The following is a 19,454-nucleotide window of genomic DNA, read 5'->3' on the forward strand; positions in this document are numbered from 1 at the left end:
TTTTACCGGACAAAATGAAAGAGCTTAGAGCACAATTTGGTATTTCAGACAATTTCAGCTGGAGTGATATTTCTCCAAATATGCTTGATATCGGTAAATCGGTTATTCAAGGTGATATACTTTTTAATAAAATTGAGGACGAAACCATCGAAGAGCAAATTCAAAAACTACACGATAAAGCTAAAGCAGCAGATCCAACGCCCGATGTTCCTGAGCTTAAGGATGACATCGAGTTTGGTGATTTTATGAAACTTGATTTAAGAGCCGGTAAAATCATTTCAGCCGAAAAAATTGAAAAATCAAATAAGCTGCTCAAGCTAAAAGTTGATATTGGGCTCGAAAAAAGAACTATAGTATCCGGTATAGCCAACGACTTTGATGCCGATGACTTATCCGGCCAAAAAGTTTCTGTAGTCGCAAACCTGGCTCCCAAGAAGTTGATGGGTGTAGAAAGTCAGGGAATGATCCTTATGGCAGAAACGCCCGATGGTAAACTAAAATTTGTAGAGACGGAAGCTGAACCCGGCAGCCCTATTACTTAATGGACGCACAAAATAAATCCGAATGCTCCATAACCGGGTTGGAAGAGTTTCCACTTGGCTATAGCTGTCAGGACGAAGAAACTGTTTTCAGATTATTTGCCCCTCAGGCTACCGATGTTCAGTTAGTTATTTACGATGATTATACGGATGAAGATGGTCTGCAAATTCCTCTTGAAAAAAATGATTCCGGGATTTGGGAAACCATCATTCAAGATACTTTTCATGGTAAATGGTATGCCTATTTGTTAGATGGGCCTTCTGATAATCCTTTTTATGTGGAAACGAAGTATCCAATCGCTGATCCGAGAAGTAGGTTTGTAACTACGAAGAATCATCACCTCCAATTTCCGAAAACTAAAATTACTGATTCCACTCAGTTTAATTGGGATGATGATGACTTTGTAGCTCCTGAAGATCCCCGAGATCTGATTATTTATGAGACACACATCAAAGACATGGTGGCTCACCCCTCTGCAAAAACATATGTTCAGGGAATTTATAATGATTTTAGGGAGGCTAAAGTCGGAGGAATTCAGCATTTAAAACGGATGGGAGTTAATGCAGTAGAATTCCTTCCACTTCAAAAATTTGCCTATTTCGAACCACCATTTGGTGAAACCACGGAAGAAGGAATTAAAAACACCTGGAATCCATATAGTAAAAATTACTGGGGATATATGACTTCCTTCCACTTTGCCCCGGAAACTATATATGCCTCTGATGCAAGTTTAGATAAGGATGCCGTAGTTGGCAGAACCGATAAGGCTTCAACTGAGCTAAAGCAGCTTGTGAAAGCTCTTCACAAGGAAAACATTACAGTTATAATGGATGTGGTCTATAACCATGCTTCCCATTATGATCTGAATCCGCTCATATACACTGGTAAAGAACATTATTTTCGTTTAGATGAAGCCGGAAATTTTTTAAATGACAGTTGGACAGGTAATGACATAGATACCCAGGCCAAATATGCACAGGAAGTTATTGTAGAGTCTATTAAACATTGGATAACTGAATATCATATAGATGGCTTTCGATTTGATTTGGCCGGCATTATAGATTGGAATACAATTGATTTGATTAAACAGGAAGCTCAGAAAATAAACCCCAATGTTGTTTTAATTGCTGAACCCTGGGGTGGTAAATATGCTCCTGAGGGATTTTCAGAACATGGATGGAGCAGTTGGAATGATCGTTTTAGAAATGGGATGAAGGGTTATAATCCAAAAGAAGATCGAGGATTTATCTTCGGAAATATGGGATTGAATTCTCGTTTTACTATTGAAAATTATATTCGAGGAACACTTAAATCTGCTGAAGGAGGTTTATTTCAACACTCAGGACATTCCGTTAATTATTTAGAAAGTCACGATGGATACACCCTTGGAGATTACATTCGAATAGCTTTAGATCACTCCAAAGCCCATCAAAAGTATTTTGAAAAAGCAAAAATCTCCTCTCTTTCTCCAAAAGAAGAAAAGATTGCTAAGCTCGGTGCAATAACACTTTTTGTATCTCAAGGTATTACCATGATGCATGCCGGACAAGAATGGGCTCGCTCAAAAATTATACAAGATCCGGATGATGTAGATCCCGAGAAAGGAAAAATTGACCGTGATACTTACAACAAGGACGATGGTACCAACTGGCTGAATTTCAATGAAATTTCATTAAACAAAGATCTTTTTGAATACTATAAAGGATTAATTAAACTAAGGTTAAAATCACCGGCATTAAGAAAAGCAAACCCCGATGAAATTAACTTTAAAGTTTACAACCATCCGCTTCATATAACTTTTTCAATTGATGGAAAAAGTTCAGGTGATATGTATGATTACTTTGTATCATTGAACGCAAATTCTGATGAAGAACATGAAATTGTTCTTCCCAAAGGTTATTGGGAGCTTGTTGTGAGTAAAGACCAATCAGGATTTCGCACCATACGCAGCGTTAAAGATTCGTTAAACGTCCCAGCAAGCTCGGGAGTCGTTTTAAGAAAGTTGCGTGTGAGTAAAGCTTAAAATATTTTACGACGTCTATTAAATAAATTATCCTAAGGAGGAAATCACTTGGCTGGAACAACCACAACCGACCGCGGCTCATGGAACTCTAAACTTGGTTTTATATTAGCAGCAGCAGGTTCTGCTGTAGGGCTTGGAAATATCTGGGCCTTCCCCACCAAAGTTGCTACTGAAGGTGGTGCTGCTTATCTCCTGGTATATCTGATATGTACATTTGCAATTGGTTTCCCCGTTATGGCCGCCGAACTTTCTATAGGCCGTCGCTCAGGTAAAAACCCATATGGTGCTTTTAAGTCTATTAGTTCTAATAAGTTCTTTCCTTTTGTTGGGCTTTGGGGCGTTATTTGCGGTGTTATGATATTGTCTTTCTATACCGTAATTGCCGGGTGGGCCTTTGGCTATGCTTTTGAAGAGATTTTCTATTTCTTTGGATGGCAAGGTGCAGCAGACTGGCTTACTGATACCAATAATGGGCTCAAAAATGCCCTAATTGCTACCGTTTTTATGCTGGGGACAATTAAGATTATCACCGGTGGTGTTAGTGATGGCATTGAACGTGCCACCAAGGCTATGATGCCTTTACTTATTGGTATCATTGTAATAATGATTGTTTATGTGTTACTACAACCCGGAAGTGCTGAAGGTGTACGAGTTTATTTACTACCTGATTTTAGCAAAATAAACGCTAACCTCATATTTTCAGCCATGGGACAAGCATTCTTCTCCCTTTCACTGGGTATGGGGGCGCTTATAACCTATGGTTCATATCTCAATAAAAAAGAAAATATACCTCAAGCCGCTGCTTTTGTAACTATTGCAGATGTTGGAATTGCTTTTTTAGCCGGTCTTTTGATCGTTCCCGCTATGTATTTGGCTCAAAGTCAGGGTATTGCTATTGATGCCGGCGGTTCCCTTGCTTCAAGTACTGACCTGGTATTTCAAATATTACCTGCACTATTTCATACTATTGGGGGCGGAGTGGGAATGCTGCTTGGAGTTACATTTTTCTTATTGTTGAGTATTGCAGCCCTTACCTCAACAATTTCCTTGCTTGAAGTTCCTGTATCATTCGTGATAGATGAATTTGAAGTAAAAAGAAAGAAAGCTGCCTGGACAGTTGGTTTAGGTATTTTGGTTATCTCAATTGCAGTCTCCTTCTTCCCTGTTCTTATCGGTTGGTTTGACTATCTCTTTAACAGTATAGGCTTACCTCTTGGTGGGTTCTTAATCTGTATATTTGTAGGCTATTTTTGGACAACAGATAATGCGATTAATGAAATGGAATATGGGTTTGCAGGCATTAAACAAACATTATTTTCTAAAGTATGGCCTATTTTCATTAAATATATCTGTCCTGCAGCCATCCTTTATAACTTGATTACCAATTTCATCTAAACACGTTTGTTATCCAAAGAGGCAGGTGCTATTTTTGGGCGATATTTATAGGAGATAAAATAAGTTAATGTCAAAAGTATCAACTTCAGATTTTAGAAATGGCATGGTACTCGATATGGATGGAGAACTCTATTCCATTAACGAGTTCCAACATGTAAAACCCGGAAAAGGCCCCGCTTTTGTACGGACTAAATTAAAAGGAATTGTAAACGGTAAGAATATTGAAAAGACCTGGCGATCCGGCGAAAATGCCGAAGCTGTCAGGGTCGAAACCAGAGATTACCAATATCTTTATAACGATGGGGAGATTTACTACCTCATGCATACTGATACCTATGAACAAGTTCCGGTTAACGCCTCTCAAGTAGAGCGAAAAGGATACTTAATAGATGGGCAGAACTGTACAGTCGTTATTAATGCCGATGAAGAATCAGTGTTATATGTAGAACCCAAAGATCAGATTGAAGCAGAAATTGAAAAAACGGATCCGGGTTTACGCGGCGATACTGCCCAAGGTGGAAGTAAACCGGCAACTCTTGTATCAGGTGCTACAGTTAATGTACCCCTATTCATCAATGAAGGTGAAAAAATAAGAGTTGATACCCGAACCGGAGAATATATAGAACGAGCTAAATAAACATAATCATGGATTTAAAACTCATAAAAAATATTTTAGAACTTATCTCTGAAAGTGATGTTAACGAAGTTTCACTTGAAGAAGGCGATTTCAAAATTAAAGTTAAAAAACAAGGGGAAGTTCAACAGGTCAGTTACACCCACCCCGCCCCTCAGGCTCCTGCTCAGCCGGCAGCCGCACCTACCCAACCTCAGCAATCTGCAGGTCAGGAAGATGCTAAAGAAGCCGCTGATGACCAACCGGATGGGGAAACAGTTACATCACCTATCGTGGGAACATTTTACGAATCCCCTTCTCCAGACTCAGATCCGTTTGTTAAAGTTGGTGATACCGTATCCAAAGGTGATACACTTTGTATTGTCGAGGCCATGAAAATAATGAATGAAATTGAAGCTGAATTCGGCGGTACTGTTAAAAAGATCATGGTAGACGATGCCCAGCCTGTAGAATTTGAGCAGCCACTTTTTATAATCAAAAAAGACTAAACAGGTTCTATGTTTAACAAAATTTTGATCGCCAACCGAGGTGAAATTGCACTGCGTATTATCCGTACATGTCAAGAAATGGACATTAAAACCGTAGCTGTATATTCCACCGCAGATGCTGATAGTCTTCACGTTAAATTTGCCGATGAAGCAGTTTGTATTGGCCCTCCTGCCGGTAAAGAAAGTTACCTAAAGATACCAAGCATTTTAGCTGCTGCTGAAATAACAAATGCCGAAGCAATTCATCCAGGATATGGCTTTTTATCTGAGAATGCTGAATTCTCTCGCATCTGTGGTGAGCACGATATCAAGTTCATTGGCCCTTCACCTGATTCAATTAACCGCATGGGAGATAAAGCATTGGCAAAAGCTACCATGATCGAAAAAAATGTTCCTGTTGTTCCAGGCAGTGATGGTGAAGTAGATAATTTTGAGGATGCAAAAGCAGTTTGTGACGAAATTGGCTACCCGGTCATTATAAAAGCATCAGCTGGTGGCGGTGGCCGTGGAATGCGAATGGTAATGGAAGCCTCCGAACTGGAAAAAAATTATAAAATGTGCCGCCAAGAAGCGGAAACCTCTTTCAATAATCCAGCTGTTTACATCGAGCGATTTGTACTAAATCCTCATCACGTTGAAATACAGGTTATGGCCGATCAACATGGTACAGCAGTTCATTATGGGGAACGAGATTGCTCACTGCAAAGGCGACACCAAAAAATATTAGAAGAATCCCCCTCTCCTCTTATGACCGAAGAGCTAAGAGAGCGAATGGGAGAAGCAGCTGTAAACGCTGCCAAAGCAGTAAATTATGAAGGCGCGGGAACCGTAGAATTTTTGGTTGATGATGATCACAATTTCTATTTCATGGAAATGAATACCCGTATTCAGGTCGAACATCCGGTAACAGAAGAAGTAACCGGAATTGACTTAATTGAGCAGCAAATCAGAGTGGCGGCGGGAGAAAAGATCGAAGAATATCCACTGGAATTTGAAAACCACGCCATTGAATGTCGTATTAATGCAGAGGATCCGGAATATAATTTCAGGCCTTCAGCCGGTGAAATTACCGTTTTTCACCCTCCCGGAGGACATGGTGTTCGCTTAGATACCCATGCCTACTCAGGATACCGTATTCCTCCACATTATGATTCAATGATTGCGAAACTAATTGTCAGTGCTCCTACCCGCCTTGAAGCTATAAAAAAAATGAAGCGTGCCTTGAAGGAGTTTATCATTGAAGGAATCAAAACCAATATTCCTTATCATATCCAGCTGATGGATGATGAAAACTTTATTAAGGGTACTTTTGATACCAAATATTTGGAAAGAGAATTTAAATACATACCCAAAAAAGACTAATAATGAGTATACCTGCTGATCTTAAATACACCCGTGAACACGAATGGATAAAAGATAACGGCAATGGAACGGTTACCGTAGGTATCACCGACTTTGCACAAGGTGAACTGGGTGATATCGTTTTTGTTGAACTTGAGCCAGAAGGGAGTCACTTTGATAAAGAAGAGACTTTTGGAACAGTGGAAGCTGTTAAAACAGTTTCGGATTTGTATGCACCGGTTTCCGGTGAAATCGTTGAGCTAAATGAAACCCTTGAAGATGAACCGGAGTTGGTAAACGAAGACCCTTACGGAGACGGCTGGATGGTTAAAATAAAGCTGGATGATAAATCTGAGCTTGATGAACTTCTCTCGGCTGAAGAATATGAAGATGTTATAGCCTGATTTTTAGGTATACACACGAACCTGTCAGGTTTTAGAAGGCATTAGAATTATTGATGCATTTATTCTTAGACCTGACAGGTTTTTTTATTTTACAAAATTAATCGAATACAACAACTATAAATCCCATGCACAACCGACACTCGGAATGGATTCTCATCCTTGATTATGGTTCTCAACTAACTCAACTCATTGCCCGTCGCCTTAGAGAACTTAATGTTTATTGCGAAATTCATCCCTATAACGTTTCCCTTGATGAAGTCTCTGAACCCACACCTGGGGGAATTATTTTATCTGGAGGACCAATGAGTGTTAATGATGAAGATGCTCCCCACCTCCAAAACGAAATTTTAGAATGGGATGTCCCCATCTTAGGCATCTGCTATGGATTACAACTTCTTGCTCATACCGAAATACCCGGCAGTGTAGAAAAAGCTGAGAAACGGGAATATGGGCGTGCAAATCTCATTATTGATAATGATGAAGATCTTCTCAAGGATGTGAAAAATGAAAGTGTAGTCTGGATGAGTCACGGAGATCACATCCATGAGTTGCCTGATTCTTATGACATAATTGGTCATACCGCAAATGCTGAGGTAGCTGCAGTCAGGCATAAAGAAGAACAAATTTATGGGGTTCAGTTTCATCCGGAAGTAGCACACACGGAATATGGAGAGCAACTACTGGAAAATTTCGCGTATAGAATTTGTGGACTTCAAGGAAATTGGACCCCCAAATCATTCATTGATGAACAAATAGCCTCAATTCGTGAAAAAGTTGGGGATAACAAAGTACTTTGCGGTTTATCAGGTGGTGTTGATTCTACGGTTGTAGCAACACTCATACATAAAGCCATCGGTGATCAATTAGAATGTGTATTTGTTGACAATGGATTGCTTCGCAAAAATGAATTTGAATCCGTGATGGAGCTTTATACCAGGGACCTGAATTTGCCGGTTCGTGGTGTTGATGCCTCTGATGCCTTTTTAAGCCGGCTTGATGGTGTTTCAGATCCGGAAGAAAAGAGAAAAATCATCGGTAATGTATTCATCGAAATCTTTGATAAGGAAATTGGGGATGATGCAGATTTCAAATATTTAGCTCAGGGAACTTTATATCCCGATGTAATTGAAAGTGTCTCTTTTAAAGGACCTTCAGCAACCATCAAATCCCATCACAACGTTGGCGGGCTTCCCGAAAAAATGAAGCTTGACTTGATAGAGCCAGTCAGAGAATTATTTAAAGATGAAGTTCGGGAAGTTGGCCGAGAACTCGGAATACCTGAACATTTTATAAACAGGCATCCCTTTCCGGGCCCCGGTTTGGGAATCAGAATATTGGGTGAGCTTTCTAAAGATCGGTTAGATTTATTGAAGGAAGCAGACTCCATTTTTATTGAGGAATTGAAAAGTGAGGGACTTTATAATGAAGTTTGGCAAGCGCTTGCAGTCTTGCTCCCGGTGCAAAGTGTAGGTGTTATGGGTGATGAACGTACCTACGAGTTTACCGTAGCTCTTAGAGCTGTTACCAGTGTAGATGGTATGACTGCCGATTGGGCCCATCTCCCCTATGAATTTCTTTCAAAAGTCTCCAATCGTATCATCAATGAGACTAAAGGAATAAACCGCGTAGTTTATGATGTCAGCTCTAAACCACCGGCTACTATTGAGTGGGAGTAATTTACTCCAAAACCGTCTTTTTATTCGCTTTTAATTAATCAACTATTGATTAGAACAGTGATTATGTTATTTTCTTCAAGCTGAAATTTTAACCAAATTTGAATTCCGTGGAAAAGGAAAACAAAGAAACTGAAGTAAAAACTAACGGTAAACAATCCTCTCTATTTGATAAGTTTTTGAACTTCATAGAAAAATCCGGGAATAAACTTCCGGATCCGGCTATGTTGTTCTTTCTGCTTTTGGTTTTAGTGTGGATCTTATCAGCTGTATTATCTCCGATCGATTTTGGAGAAACGCATCCTCTAACCGGTAATGAACTTGCCGTTAAAAACCTGCTTACCGGGCCAGAATTGGCTTCCTTCTTAGCCAACATGATTGAGACATTTGTACTTTTTGCACCATTGGGTATTGTGCTTGTAGCTATGTTGGGTGTTGGCGTTGCTGAGCATTCCGGCTGGATTGATGCAGGACTTAAAAAATTGCTCAATTTCACCCCAAAGGCATTATTGACTCCAATGCTCATTCTGATCGCAATTGTTAGTCACACAGCGGCTGATGCGGGGTATGTGTTAGTTATTCCTTTGGGCGGAGTTATATTTTATGCTGCCGGGAGGCACCCTCTTGCAGGAATTGCTGCAGCCTTCGCAGGTGTCAGTGGTGGATTTTCAGCGAACTTCATTCCCTCCGCTATCGATCCGCTGATCATGAGTTTTACCCTTGAAGCGGCAAGAATTTTAGATCCGGATATAGCCCTGAATCCGCTTAATAATATCTACTTCACCGCACTTTCAAGTATTTTAATCGTGACTGTGGGTTGGTATATTACAGATAAAATTGTAGAGCCCAGGCTTGCAGATGTGAAAGTTGATGGCGATGAAGATGAGATGCCACAAATGGAAGAAGTTTCCGGCAAAGAAAGCCGTGCATTTTGGTTAGGTTTTGGAGCCATGATTCTCGGAATTATTGGATTATTCGTTTGGGCCTGGCCTGAAAGTTCTGCCCTTCGCGATCCTAATTGGGATAACCCGGATGTCAGTTCCCTGTTTTCTTTTAACGCCCCACTGATGCAGGCAATAGTACCACTCATTTTCATTTTCTTATTGATCCCGGGTGTGGTCTATGGATATGCTTCCGGAAAATATAAGAGCTCCAAAGACATGATCGACAATATGAAGAAGTCGATGGAAAGTATGGGCTATTATATTGTAATGGCTTTTTTCTGTGCCCTGTTTATTGATGCATTTTCTAATTCTAACATCGGGCTTTTAGTAGCACTAAAAGGAGCTAACTTCCTTCAGTCTCTTGCCTTACCCGGAGAGATTACCATAGTTGGTATAATTATGTTAAGTGCCATTGTAAACTTATTGGTTGGTTCCGCTTCAGCTAAATGGGCACTTATTGCACCCATTTTTGTTCCTATGCTAATGCAGCTTGGCATATCACCGGATTTAACACAAGCCGCTTATCGAGTCGGAGATTCCGTGTCTAACATCGTTACTCCACTTTTACCTTACTTCCCCTTAGTAGTGGTATTCTGTCAGCGCTATGTTAAAAATACAGGTATTGGAACCCTTATATCGATGATGCTTCCTTATTCCATCATCTTTATGGTCGCCTGGACGATTTTCTTATTGGTGTACTGGTGGATTGGAATTCCGTTGAGTTTTGAAGCCAACTACTTATATCCCGCCCCATAAAATATAGTTAGGGTCAGGTTTCTTATTGAAAGCTGATCCTATTTTAATTTCATTCACAAATAAAAAAGCATTCTATTGCAGAACTTTTTAGTTTATCTGCAGTTATAAATGGATAAATAAAATGAATCCAACAAACATGCTGCGAGTTTCTTTTTTCACTCTGATATTTCTAATTACTATTCTGCCAAATGTATTTGCTCAATCATTGGATACAGGAATAGAGTTTTATGAAAACGGCAATTATGAAGAGGCACTTCAAATTTTTGAAAGGGCTGAATCTGATGAAGCTTACCTATTTGCCGGTAAAAGTTATTTCGCGTTAAATAATTTTTTGCGAGCCAAATTGTATCTCGACAAAGTTTCGAACACTAATCAAGAACTATCACTGGAGGCAAAATACACAGAAGCTTTAGCTGACTTCCAGCTTAAAAACTTTACCCTATCGTTAGATGCTCTTCATGAAATAAATAATACACGAGATAATGCTTCCGTATCTAATGCTGCTTATAATTTTTACTCTGAATTAGTTGACTACCTAACGGTTAAACAACGTTTTGAGGCCTTTAAACAAACAAAATATGATGATGTCCGTTTTGATCTGATGGAAGCTGCTATTGGAAAAGTAAATTTTGGAGCTGCTAATGCACTATTAAAATCTTATAAAAATGCATTACCAGGCGCATCTAACATTGATTTAAATAGAATTGAACAATTATTATCTGATTCGACAGCTTATGCACAGCGTTACCTACCAAACAGATATGCAAAAGCCCCAACTGGTATTTCTTACAATATAGGGGTCGTATTGCCCGAGTTTGAACTGGAATCATCACAGTTTCAAATTCCGCAGCATTTATACTTTGGAATTCAGCTTGCTGTGGAAGAATTCAATAGCGAAAATAGTGACAAAAAAGCCTTCATTACCTATAAAAACAGTAGAGCAAATTCATCTAACGTTTCCGCAATAGCAAATGATTTAGTTTGGAATCATAATGTGGACGCCATTGCAGGGCCCTTATATTCTGAAACTGCACAAGATTTAGCCCGGTATGCAGAAGATTATGAAGTCCCGATGATCACCCCTCTTGCAAACTCCGATAGCATTAATTTTGATTTAAACTACAGTTTTCAACTCAACCCAACGTTTGCCGTTCAGGGAAAGAAGATGGCCCAGTATGCGGTTCAAACTCTTGGGTATGATACCTTAGCTATTATTGCTGAAAAAGGATCTTTAGGCGAACCCTCAGCAACTGCCTTTTTAGATGAATCAAGAGAACTGGGGGCTGAAGTAGTGCGTTATATAGTGGATGATTTTGCCTCTGAAGGTTACGACATCACCGAATATATGGAAGTATTTGACCCTGAGGTCGATACCGTCTTCAATTACAATGTTGATGCTATATATGCCCCTTTTACAGGCAACATAGCTGGCACTCTTATTAATTCCCTGTTAACAAGCCTTGAAGCCATTGAAAGTGATATGACAGTTCTTGGATCTGCTGAATGGGAATCCAGTGAAATTGATGAAGACCGGCTTTCAGAAATGAATATCTATTACAGTAAAACTTACGAAGTCAGTGAAACAAATCTTGAAAAGAATGACTTCGAATCCGCCTTCCGTTTACGGTTTGAAACTTCACCTAATGAATTTGCATATATAGGCTATGATCTCGCCAACGTAATTTTGGAGACCTTAAAACGAGTTGAAAATCCTGCATATTTAAAAGAGGGACTAAAAAATGTATCAGGATTTAAAGGATTAAGCACGAACATCAGTTTTAACGGAACTCACATTAATACCGAAGTGAAAATCAAACGACTACGGTCTGAAACTAATTAAATGTAATCTCATGAGTTTTCGCCGTTAGCTTCTTCTTGTTCTTTTAGTTCATTTTGGCGTTTGATTCGAAGTTGTTCCCTAAGCCAAATTCTCCATTTTTCACTTTCAATCTGGTGTTCTCTAAACGTTTCAGTAAAAATGTGTCCACCATCAGGATTAGCAACCATATACAAATAATCATGATTATCAGGGTTTAAAGTAGCTTCTATAGTAGATAGACTCGGATTTGTAATGGGTCCTGGTGGTAAACCGTCAATTAGATAAGTATTAAATGGATGGTCGTATTGGTAGTCTTCAAAAAGTAACCTCCTTCTCTCACCTAAAGCAAAATTTACGGTAGGATCTGCCTGAAGCCTCATCCCTCTTTCTAGCCGATTCCAGTATAAACCACTAATCTTCGTTTTTTCATCTTCATTTTTTGCCTCCCATTCCACAATAGAAGCCATAGTTAAAATCTCATCAAATGAATAACCAAGCTCTTCCGCAGTTTCGAGATACTCTTCAGTAATTGATCGGTCAAATTCTCTTAATATTTTGTTTACCACATCTTTTGGGGAAGAAGTCCAATACATTAAATAAGTCTCTGGCAGCATCCTTCCAAAAAGTTGTTCAGTATTCAGGCCCTTTTCTGCCAGATATGTGCTGTCTTCAAATACAGCTAAAAAATCTTCAGTATCGAAATAGAATTTTGGGGCTACAGAAGATGATAATCTTTCGAGCGTACTCCCCGGAAGTACAACTACAGATGTAGGATCTTGTATACCCTTTGTCATTTTTGACAAAAAAGAGTTGTAGGAATATGAACCTTCAAAGACATATCTTCCACGCTGATATCGCCTCCATCCCAAAATATTAGCCGCCCACTCAAGCTCAACTGCATCATATTCTATTTGATGTTCACTTAAGATATTTTCCAGTTCTGCCAGAATACTTAATTCAGAAAAGAGAATTTCTGTTTGCTCTTCAAAATGTACAGCAGAATTAGAGCTTAGATTATACAATCTTGTTCCAAGTACGGTACCGGCTATAAGTATAAAGGCAAGGAGAGCTGTCAGTAGCTCTGTTTTATCAATGTCTAATAAATACTTCAAATTCATACCTAAAGATACTAATACATGAATAAAACAGAACAGTCTTATCTACATCCTAATTTCAATATTTGTAAAAAAGATGAAACATCAGTGTAGTACTGACGTAGCTGTTAAACGAAGAGCAAAGACAAGAGCTTTGGATGCTGCATAAGCACCAAATGCCCTAAAGAAAAAACCCGGACTTTGAACGGTCCGGGTTTCTTTTTGAATAAATTTTAAAATGTCGGGTTCAACCGAATCCAAAATACCGATCGCCCTTCAGCTCCGGCAACCGGTTTTGCTATCTCAAATCTCATCATGCCTAATCCGAGCCCAACTCCAACGTTGTGTGTCAGATCATGGGTCGTAATATCAAAGTCATTCATTGGATTTGAGTTTGAATACAGTTGATTATTAAAGTTAGCAGTACCGGAATCAAGGAAGAAAGAAATGGTGGTTGAACTTAAGTCGGGCCAGCCATTTTTAGAAGAATTTTGTCCAAATTGTAGCTCAATATTGCTGAGCAACATTTGGTTGCCTTGCATTGCTTTATAACCCAAAGCTCGCATGCTTCCAATACCACCCAAAGCAAAATTTTTGAACTGGGGTGCATTTCCGGTTATCCCTCCCGCCATCAATCGCCATTTCACTAAAGTACTGCGATCTAATCTGAGATAAGATTTTGCCTCAACCTGATACAAATTATAGTAAAAGTCGTTACTGCTGAAACCATTTAGATCCGATAATTCAGCCTTAGCTGATATTGTGGTTGATAAAGTACTCCGGTCAGATATTCCATTAGGATTCAAAGTAACCCCAAGAGTCAAATATTCCTGGGAAATCATATCTGTCGTAAAATCAATGGCAGGATTTGGTCTGAATGTAGAATACCGCGAAAATATTGAGAAGTCTGTTCTGGCCTCCAAAGTGCTAAATTGACTCAGATTATAAGATGCACCTAATTCAATAGATTTTACCGGTTGCAAAATCCCATAAAAGCCAAACCCATCAGATTGGTGGTAATCATAAAAGTCGAAACCGGCTGACAGCATAGAGACGCTATTTTCATAACTGCCAGTGCGCCAATAATCTTCCGTTGCAGTCGTGTTGTATAATTCACCACCCAACAGCAGCCATTTTCTGTCATCTCCGATACTTTTTTCTGCTCCTATCGTGTATTGGAAATTATTTTGAGCACTGGAGTATCCTACCATTCCATGTACATCAATATCTTCAATACCTAAGAAATCACCTCTGCTCCAATTCATTTTTTCTTCCTGAACTCCAATGAAAAAACCGTCAACGCGGTTAAATCTAAAGTTTTCAGAAACAGGAAATGCCGAATAGATAGGATTTTTAACCCCAAAACTGCTTTCAGAATAGAAATTTTGATCTAACCCCTCATATAGATCAACAGGATTATGGTATGTAAACTTGTAAGATTGTGCTGCAACATCTATCGCACAAAATGCAACCATTAGTAGAGATAAGGTTAAAATTCTCATAGCTCATTAGGTTTATTGATGTTTAATGCCAATAAAGTAATTAAAAAAAAACTAAAACGGAAATAGCATATTCATGTACGGTACACATCAATCAGGAATGCAATATGGTCTCTCAGTTCTTTGCCGATTAGTTCGGCTCCCTTTTTAACATCTTCTCTCGGAATGTTGGCAGCAAATTTAGCATCTTTAAGATTTTTTGTGACTGATTTTACCTTCATATCCTCAAATTTATTGGGCCTCATCAATGATACAGCATTCATAAAACCTGATAATTCATCACAGGCATACAAATATCTCTCTATTTCTGTTTCAGGTTTTTTACCCGTACGCTCAGGGGCGTGAGCAGCTATCGCGTCTATGATGTTTTGTGGGTAGCCGTGCTTTGGCAGGATAACATCAATGGCTTTATTGGGATGCTCATCCGGATATTTCTCCCAATCCAAATCATGAAGCAAGCCGGCTGTCCACCATTCTTCAACTTCCTTCTCCGATTTCTCCAAATGAGTAGCATATGCCTCCATAGCTTGTGCAACCATCTCACAATGGTTAATCAGGTTTTCATTTTGGATGTATTCCCCTAATAATTTTTCAGACTCACTTCTTGAAGGTAAACTCATAATTATATGTATGAACGTACTTCCTTGGCAATTTCACGGTTATATTGAAAGGCAAGATCTTTGTAATTGACCAAATCCACGATGGTCCCTATCAGACATAAGCCACCGGTAAATATATACAGGATACCCATTCCAATTTGATTGAGTAAAAACCTGTGAATACCGGCTATAGGTAAAAACCCAAGCAAACAAGTGATCAATATAGTTTGTGGATCTTTTCGACGAGAGCGATACACGTTGGCAAACTTTGAGGCCTCTTCCTCAGATAAATCATTCATTAATTTTCCAATATATAGCGATTCATCGCCTTCTATTTCGGGTAAATAGTCAATTGCCTTAGCCATATTATTCTGAGTTTTGTGTTTTTGGGTGACGTAGAAGATTTTTCCATATATAACATATTCGTCCGATCAGTATAACCACTGCAAATGGACCTGCTAAATGAGCAGATAAAGCCGAGCTTAGATCTCCCCTGAACGTATAAGAAATAGAGTGCCCCAATCCTTCCCCTGGACAAAATTCTATACCTGCCAGATCGAACAAGCAAAATGAAGTACCTGCATTTTCAGGACTCATAAAAGCAAGCAGAATTAATCCGATGGCGAAAGCAAACCACTCTATATGTTTATGGATAAATTTCATGTGTAAGACTACGAAACTTACTTTGTGATGTTTCTAATTATTTAAAAGATCTTTGGGAAAATAATATGAAATGGTAAAGAAATATCGATTGGAACGATATACACTACTTGTGGAAATTTCTGAGCCTACACTCACGCTCCAAAAGTTATCAAAAGTATGCTCAAGTTGGGCTCTTGCAGATAAAAAATATCCTTCTCTTCGCTCATGTTTCCCAAAAACTTCGCCGGACAGCCTGGTTTCATAATCAGAATTATTAGTATCTGTGTATTCAAAAATAAACCCGGCGCCCTGGGCAAAATATTGATCTGGTGTGTAATATGGATTTCCGCCCGGGAAGTTTTTTGTGGCATCTGAATACCCAACATCCACGCCAGGCTTAAGTCGGAATTTCGATTTCATGGATTCCAGAAAAACCCGCAAGGTTGCACCATATCTCAATACATTATTAGTATAGTATTTTGAATTGGCTGATAGTCCGGTACTAATATGCGTATTTAGCCAAAAATCCTGCCGATATACTTGAAGCTGTGCCTGGTAATAATCATTCAACACAGAAGTAGAAGTTAATTCAGGGCCACCGGTTAATTCCATTGATGTAAAAGCTGAATCTTTTGAAAAACTAAAAGCAGCTAAAATTTCGGGTACAAAATCGTCTTGGGCTGCAAGAAAAGAACCCCCTGTTCTAAACTCCATTCGCTGCTCATTCCATTTCGTTGCATATTCATACCCCACTCCGTAATAGTCGAGAGTAGTTGTTACTTGTTGATTCTGATCGGAAAACCGAAGATTTTTAACGTTAAAGGTGTGTGTTTGGTCCTGTCGGTTACCAAATTGAATTGATGTACCACCTCTTATTAAGGTATTATCAAAATTATCATCCTTGTATTCTCCATTTACTGAAATTCTGGTGCCTTCTGTTCTTCTATACAAACTGAGTAGATCGTCTTCCTGATCTACATCAAAGAATAATGGATACTTAATGTAGAAATCTTTCTTCTGAGTGTAAGTCATATATCCAATTTCATTCCGAACCAATGTATCAGCGGCTAAACCTTTTTCATCATTCGTTTTAAAAAGCGGGTACATGGTCTCATAGGCTTCAGACTGGTACTCATTATAGAAAAGATTGGTGCCGATGTACGACCTAAGACTGTCATCTTCGGGATTGTTATTAAGGATGTGGAGGGCTTTTGTTAAGTAAAGTGGATGCAAGTCCAGCTCAGAAATCCAAAAAAGTTTCGTTCTTTCATCAAAATTGGGGGCACTTTCTGCCCAAAAAAGTGCCTGTTCGAGATCTCCAATATCATATCCGTACATCAGTGCAAGATTAGACGCAAACGGTTCAAGTTGGTCGTATGCTGAATTTGGGAAACTTTCGACCAATGCGGTGGTACTGTCAGCCGGTTCATAGAAGAAAGATCGTTGTAAAGTAAATGCATATAGGGAATCACTTTGTGGTTTTATTTCAAGTAACTGCAGTAAGTTTTCTTTTACTAAAGGCCAATTTTCTTGTGATTCAATCGCTTTGGTGTATTCTAATAGCGGTTCATAATTAAGTGGATCGAGCTGTAAACGCCTTAATGCCAAACGGTTTTCAAAATTTTCTCCGAATAATCCTAATTCTGCAACTGCCCTGTTTTTTAAATTGATTACGGCTTCATTTTGGTATTCTTCCCACAAGCGTTCCAGGAATAATTCCGCATCAGGGGCCTTCCCCTCCCATCCATAAAATGTCAGCAATCTTTCAATGTCTTCCTCTTTCCAATTTGGATTTTCTAATAGTCTGTTTTCCAAAATGGTAATAGCCCGTGTTATTTGACTAAATTCAACACTTAATTCAATTAAATTTTCTTGCACGGTGTAGTTATTGGGATTTTGTCTCCAAGCTTTAACAGCATCTTCAAGCCTTGTATCTCTCCATTCTTCAAATTCGAGCAAAACCTGGCTATAATATTGGCTAAAATCGTTTGCTCTGTCAGAAACCAGTTGATCAATGAATTGTCGGTCATAATATATATCCTCTTGAAAATTTGGGGCAAAAAATTGGTTCTTATCTGTTTCTATTTGATATAAATACCCATTCCATAATGATGTTCTGGAGTAGGTCAAATCTTGAATTTTTAAGACATCCTCTGTTTCTCTGGTCTGAGATTCTTCAACATATAAGAACCATTGCTTTTTTTTATTAGTGATATTGGGGGTATATCCGTCTCTGTAATAAGATTTTATCAATATTGAGGCTGACTTATCTTCATAACCAGTTAAGCTTTGACGCCAATCTTGGGTGTACTCCCCACCCCTTGTAGCAGAAACAAATTTGTTATAGGGAAAATTATTCTTGGTGAGATCTATTCGCTCTTCCAATAAATGATAGAGGCCGTACCCATATTCAGGATCTGATTTCCAGCCTAAAATACCTTATAACTCATATTATTTACCGATGTTTAAATTATAGCCAACATAATATTTATTGCTTGTAAATATAAGCATGTCAAAGAACATAGTTTAATTAAAGCTCATTTAGATTTCAGGATGCGCTTTTTGAGGGATTATAGAAATTCATACACGCTCAAAAGGATCTTTAGAAAATCATTTAACCAAAAATACGGAATGAATTTTCCCCCGTTTACAAAACGATGCCCCACAGCTATGGGCAATTTTTTTGCTGCATATTCAGCTCAGATAGTCCATCTGTACACTCTATATATGGCGTTGATGACGAGACAAAAAAGAAATGGTTTTTTGGATAAGACACCCGTTGAAAACGAATTATAAATCAATCTAAAACCAGTTAGACCAATGAATGGATTTAAAATCAAAGGCACTTTAAAAATTAAAATCATCCATCATATCCACCGGCTCTTTGGGCATAGCTAAGGAGAGGCCAAAGTAAACCAACAGGCTGGCACCATATCCCATGAAGAAGGCAGCTACGAAAATAAATCGAACTACGGTGGAACTGATTCCGAAATATTTTGCAATGCCACCACAGACTCCAGCCCATTTTTTATCCGTACGGGATTTCATGAGTTTATTGGTGTGGCGGTATCCATAGTCATCAAAATCTACAGCGCTGGAACTTTTAGAATTTGACTTGGAACCCCCTTCAAGTGCATTATTCAATCTTGAGCCGGAAAATGAGGCATCTTCGGAGCCCGGGATATCAGAATAGGAAGCAGTATTTGAACTTTGGGCTTGCTTTTTCTCTTTTTTGCGGGCCTTTCTCATTTTTCTTGCCCTTTTTCGGTCCCCAACAAAAAAACCAAAACCCACTAAGGTGATAAGAGCCCCTCCAACAACAGGCAGAAATGGTATGGAATCGCTCACAAATTCGGCAAAACCTGAACCTACGGGAAGGCCAATCCATTGCACCACAAAGGTTAAAGCCATGAAAAGCATCACCAATCCGGATACCGTCGCTACGTTCCAAATACTTTTGCCGGTGTCTTTTTCTTCTTCTTTAAGAAATTCCTGCATAGTTGAGTTTAAATCAAACTCATCAAAATCGAGAGTAGCAGTTCCGGTTTTTGAAGCAGATCGAGGTTTAGTTTGTTCAGCCATAATCCTAATAATTTTTCTTTG

The 19,454-nt window shown here is 38.9% G+C and carries 17 protein-coding genes; 10 read left to right on the plus strand and 7 right to left on the minus strand.

Features of this window, described 5'->3' with window-relative positions:
- The 10 genes from metG to RI561_RS12045 form a co-directional block, all read left to right on the plus strand.
- Positions 1–542, plus strand: a 542-nt coding sequence (gene metG / locus RI561_RS12000) for a methionine--tRNA ligase subunit beta (protein WP_395080486.1), incomplete at its 5' end; no start/stop codon positions are given.
- Positions 542–2,563, plus strand: coding sequence for a pullulanase (locus RI561_RS12005; RefSeq protein ID WP_395080487.1), 2,022 nt, complete (start codon positions 542–544; stop codon positions 2,561–2,563). The genes metG and RI561_RS12005, both read left to right, overlap by 1 nt.
- Before the next feature lie 48 nt (positions 2,564–2,611).
- The gene (locus RI561_RS12010; protein WP_395080488.1) at positions 2,612–3,958 is read left to right on the plus strand and encodes a sodium-dependent transporter; all 1,347 of its coding nucleotides are present in this window, start codon (positions 2,612–2,614) and stop codon (positions 3,956–3,958) included.
- 67 nt (positions 3,959–4,025) lie between these two features.
- Positions 4,026–4,595 carry an elongation factor P gene (gene efp, locus RI561_RS12015; protein ID WP_395080489.1) on the plus strand — a complete coding sequence of 190 codons (570 nt, stop codon included), beginning with the start codon at positions 4,026–4,028 and terminating at the stop codon, positions 4,593–4,595.
- A gap of 8 nt (positions 4,596–4,603) precedes the next feature.
- The gene (gene accB / locus RI561_RS12020; protein ID WP_395080490.1) at positions 4,604–5,080 is read left to right on the plus strand and encodes an acetyl-CoA carboxylase biotin carboxyl carrier protein; all 477 of its coding nucleotides are present in this window, start codon (positions 4,604–4,606) and stop codon (positions 5,078–5,080) included.
- 9 nt (positions 5,081–5,089) lie between these two features.
- Positions 5,090–6,442, plus strand: a complete 1,353-nt coding sequence (gene accC, locus RI561_RS12025) for an acetyl-CoA carboxylase biotin carboxylase subunit (RefSeq protein WP_395080491.1) — start codon at positions 5,090–5,092, stop codon at positions 6,440–6,442.
- A 2-nt stretch (positions 6,443–6,444) separates the two neighbouring features.
- The gene (gene gcvH, locus RI561_RS12030) at positions 6,445–6,825 is read left to right on the plus strand and encodes a glycine cleavage system protein GcvH (RefSeq protein WP_395080492.1); all 381 of its coding nucleotides are present in this window, start codon (positions 6,445–6,447) and stop codon (positions 6,823–6,825) included.
- Between the two features lie 125 nt (positions 6,826–6,950).
- A complete protein-coding gene (guaA, locus tag RI561_RS12035; protein ID WP_395080493.1) occupies positions 6,951–8,501 on the plus strand; it encodes a glutamine-hydrolyzing GMP synthase in 1,551 nt (516 codons plus the stop codon).
- 107 nt (positions 8,502–8,608) lie between these two features.
- A complete protein-coding gene (locus tag RI561_RS12040) occupies positions 8,609–10,198 on the plus strand; it encodes an AbgT family transporter (RefSeq protein WP_395080494.1) in 1,590 nt (529 codons plus the stop codon).
- 121 nt (positions 10,199–10,319) lie between these two features.
- Positions 10,320–12,038, plus strand: coding sequence for an ABC transporter substrate-binding protein (locus tag RI561_RS12045; protein ID WP_395080495.1), 1,719 nt, complete (start codon positions 10,320–10,322; stop codon positions 12,036–12,038).
- 8 nt (positions 12,039–12,046) lie between these two features.
- Here the strand turns inward: RI561_RS12045 and mltG are convergent, their stop codons facing one another.
- From mltG to RI561_RS12080, 7 genes are all read right to left on the minus strand, one after another.
- Positions 12,047–13,135 carry an endolytic transglycosylase MltG gene (mltG, locus tag RI561_RS12050; protein ID WP_395080496.1) on the minus strand — a complete coding sequence of 363 codons (1,089 nt, stop codon included), beginning with the start codon at positions 13,133–13,135 and terminating at the stop codon, positions 12,047–12,049.
- A 209-nt stretch (positions 13,136–13,344) separates the two neighbouring features.
- Complete coding sequence (locus tag RI561_RS12055; protein ID WP_395080497.1) at positions 13,345–14,613, minus strand: hypothetical protein; 1,269 nt, start codon at positions 14,611–14,613, stop codon at positions 13,345–13,347.
- Positions 14,614–14,684: 71 nt separating this feature from the next.
- A complete protein-coding gene (locus tag RI561_RS12060) occupies positions 14,685–15,230 on the minus strand; it encodes an HD domain-containing protein (RefSeq protein WP_395080498.1) in 546 nt (181 codons plus the stop codon).
- Between the two features lie 2 nt (positions 15,231–15,232).
- Positions 15,233–15,574 (minus strand): TM2 domain-containing protein, encoded by a 342-nt coding sequence (locus RI561_RS12065; RefSeq protein WP_395080499.1) that lies wholly within the window; start codon positions 15,572–15,574, stop codon positions 15,233–15,235.
- Position 15,575: 1 nt separating this feature from the next.
- Entirely contained in the window at positions 15,576–15,872 is a 297-nt protein-coding gene (locus RI561_RS12070) for a DUF2752 domain-containing protein (protein WP_395080500.1), read from the minus strand.
- Positions 15,873–15,905: 33 nt separating this feature from the next.
- The gene (locus RI561_RS12075; RefSeq protein WP_395080501.1) at positions 15,906–18,236 is read right to left on the minus strand and encodes a tetratricopeptide repeat protein; all 2,331 of its coding nucleotides are present in this window, start codon (positions 18,234–18,236) and stop codon (positions 15,906–15,908) included.
- Between the two features lie 462 nt (positions 18,237–18,698).
- Positions 18,699–19,433 (minus strand): PspC domain-containing protein, encoded by a 735-nt coding sequence (locus RI561_RS12080; protein WP_395080502.1) that lies wholly within the window; start codon positions 19,431–19,433, stop codon positions 18,699–18,701.
- Between the last annotated feature and the right edge of the window lie 21 nt (positions 19,434–19,454).

The organism is Gracilimonas sp. (genome assembly GCF_031581265.1).
GTDB lineage: Bacteria > Bacteroidota > Rhodothermia > Balneolales > Balneolaceae > Gracilimonas.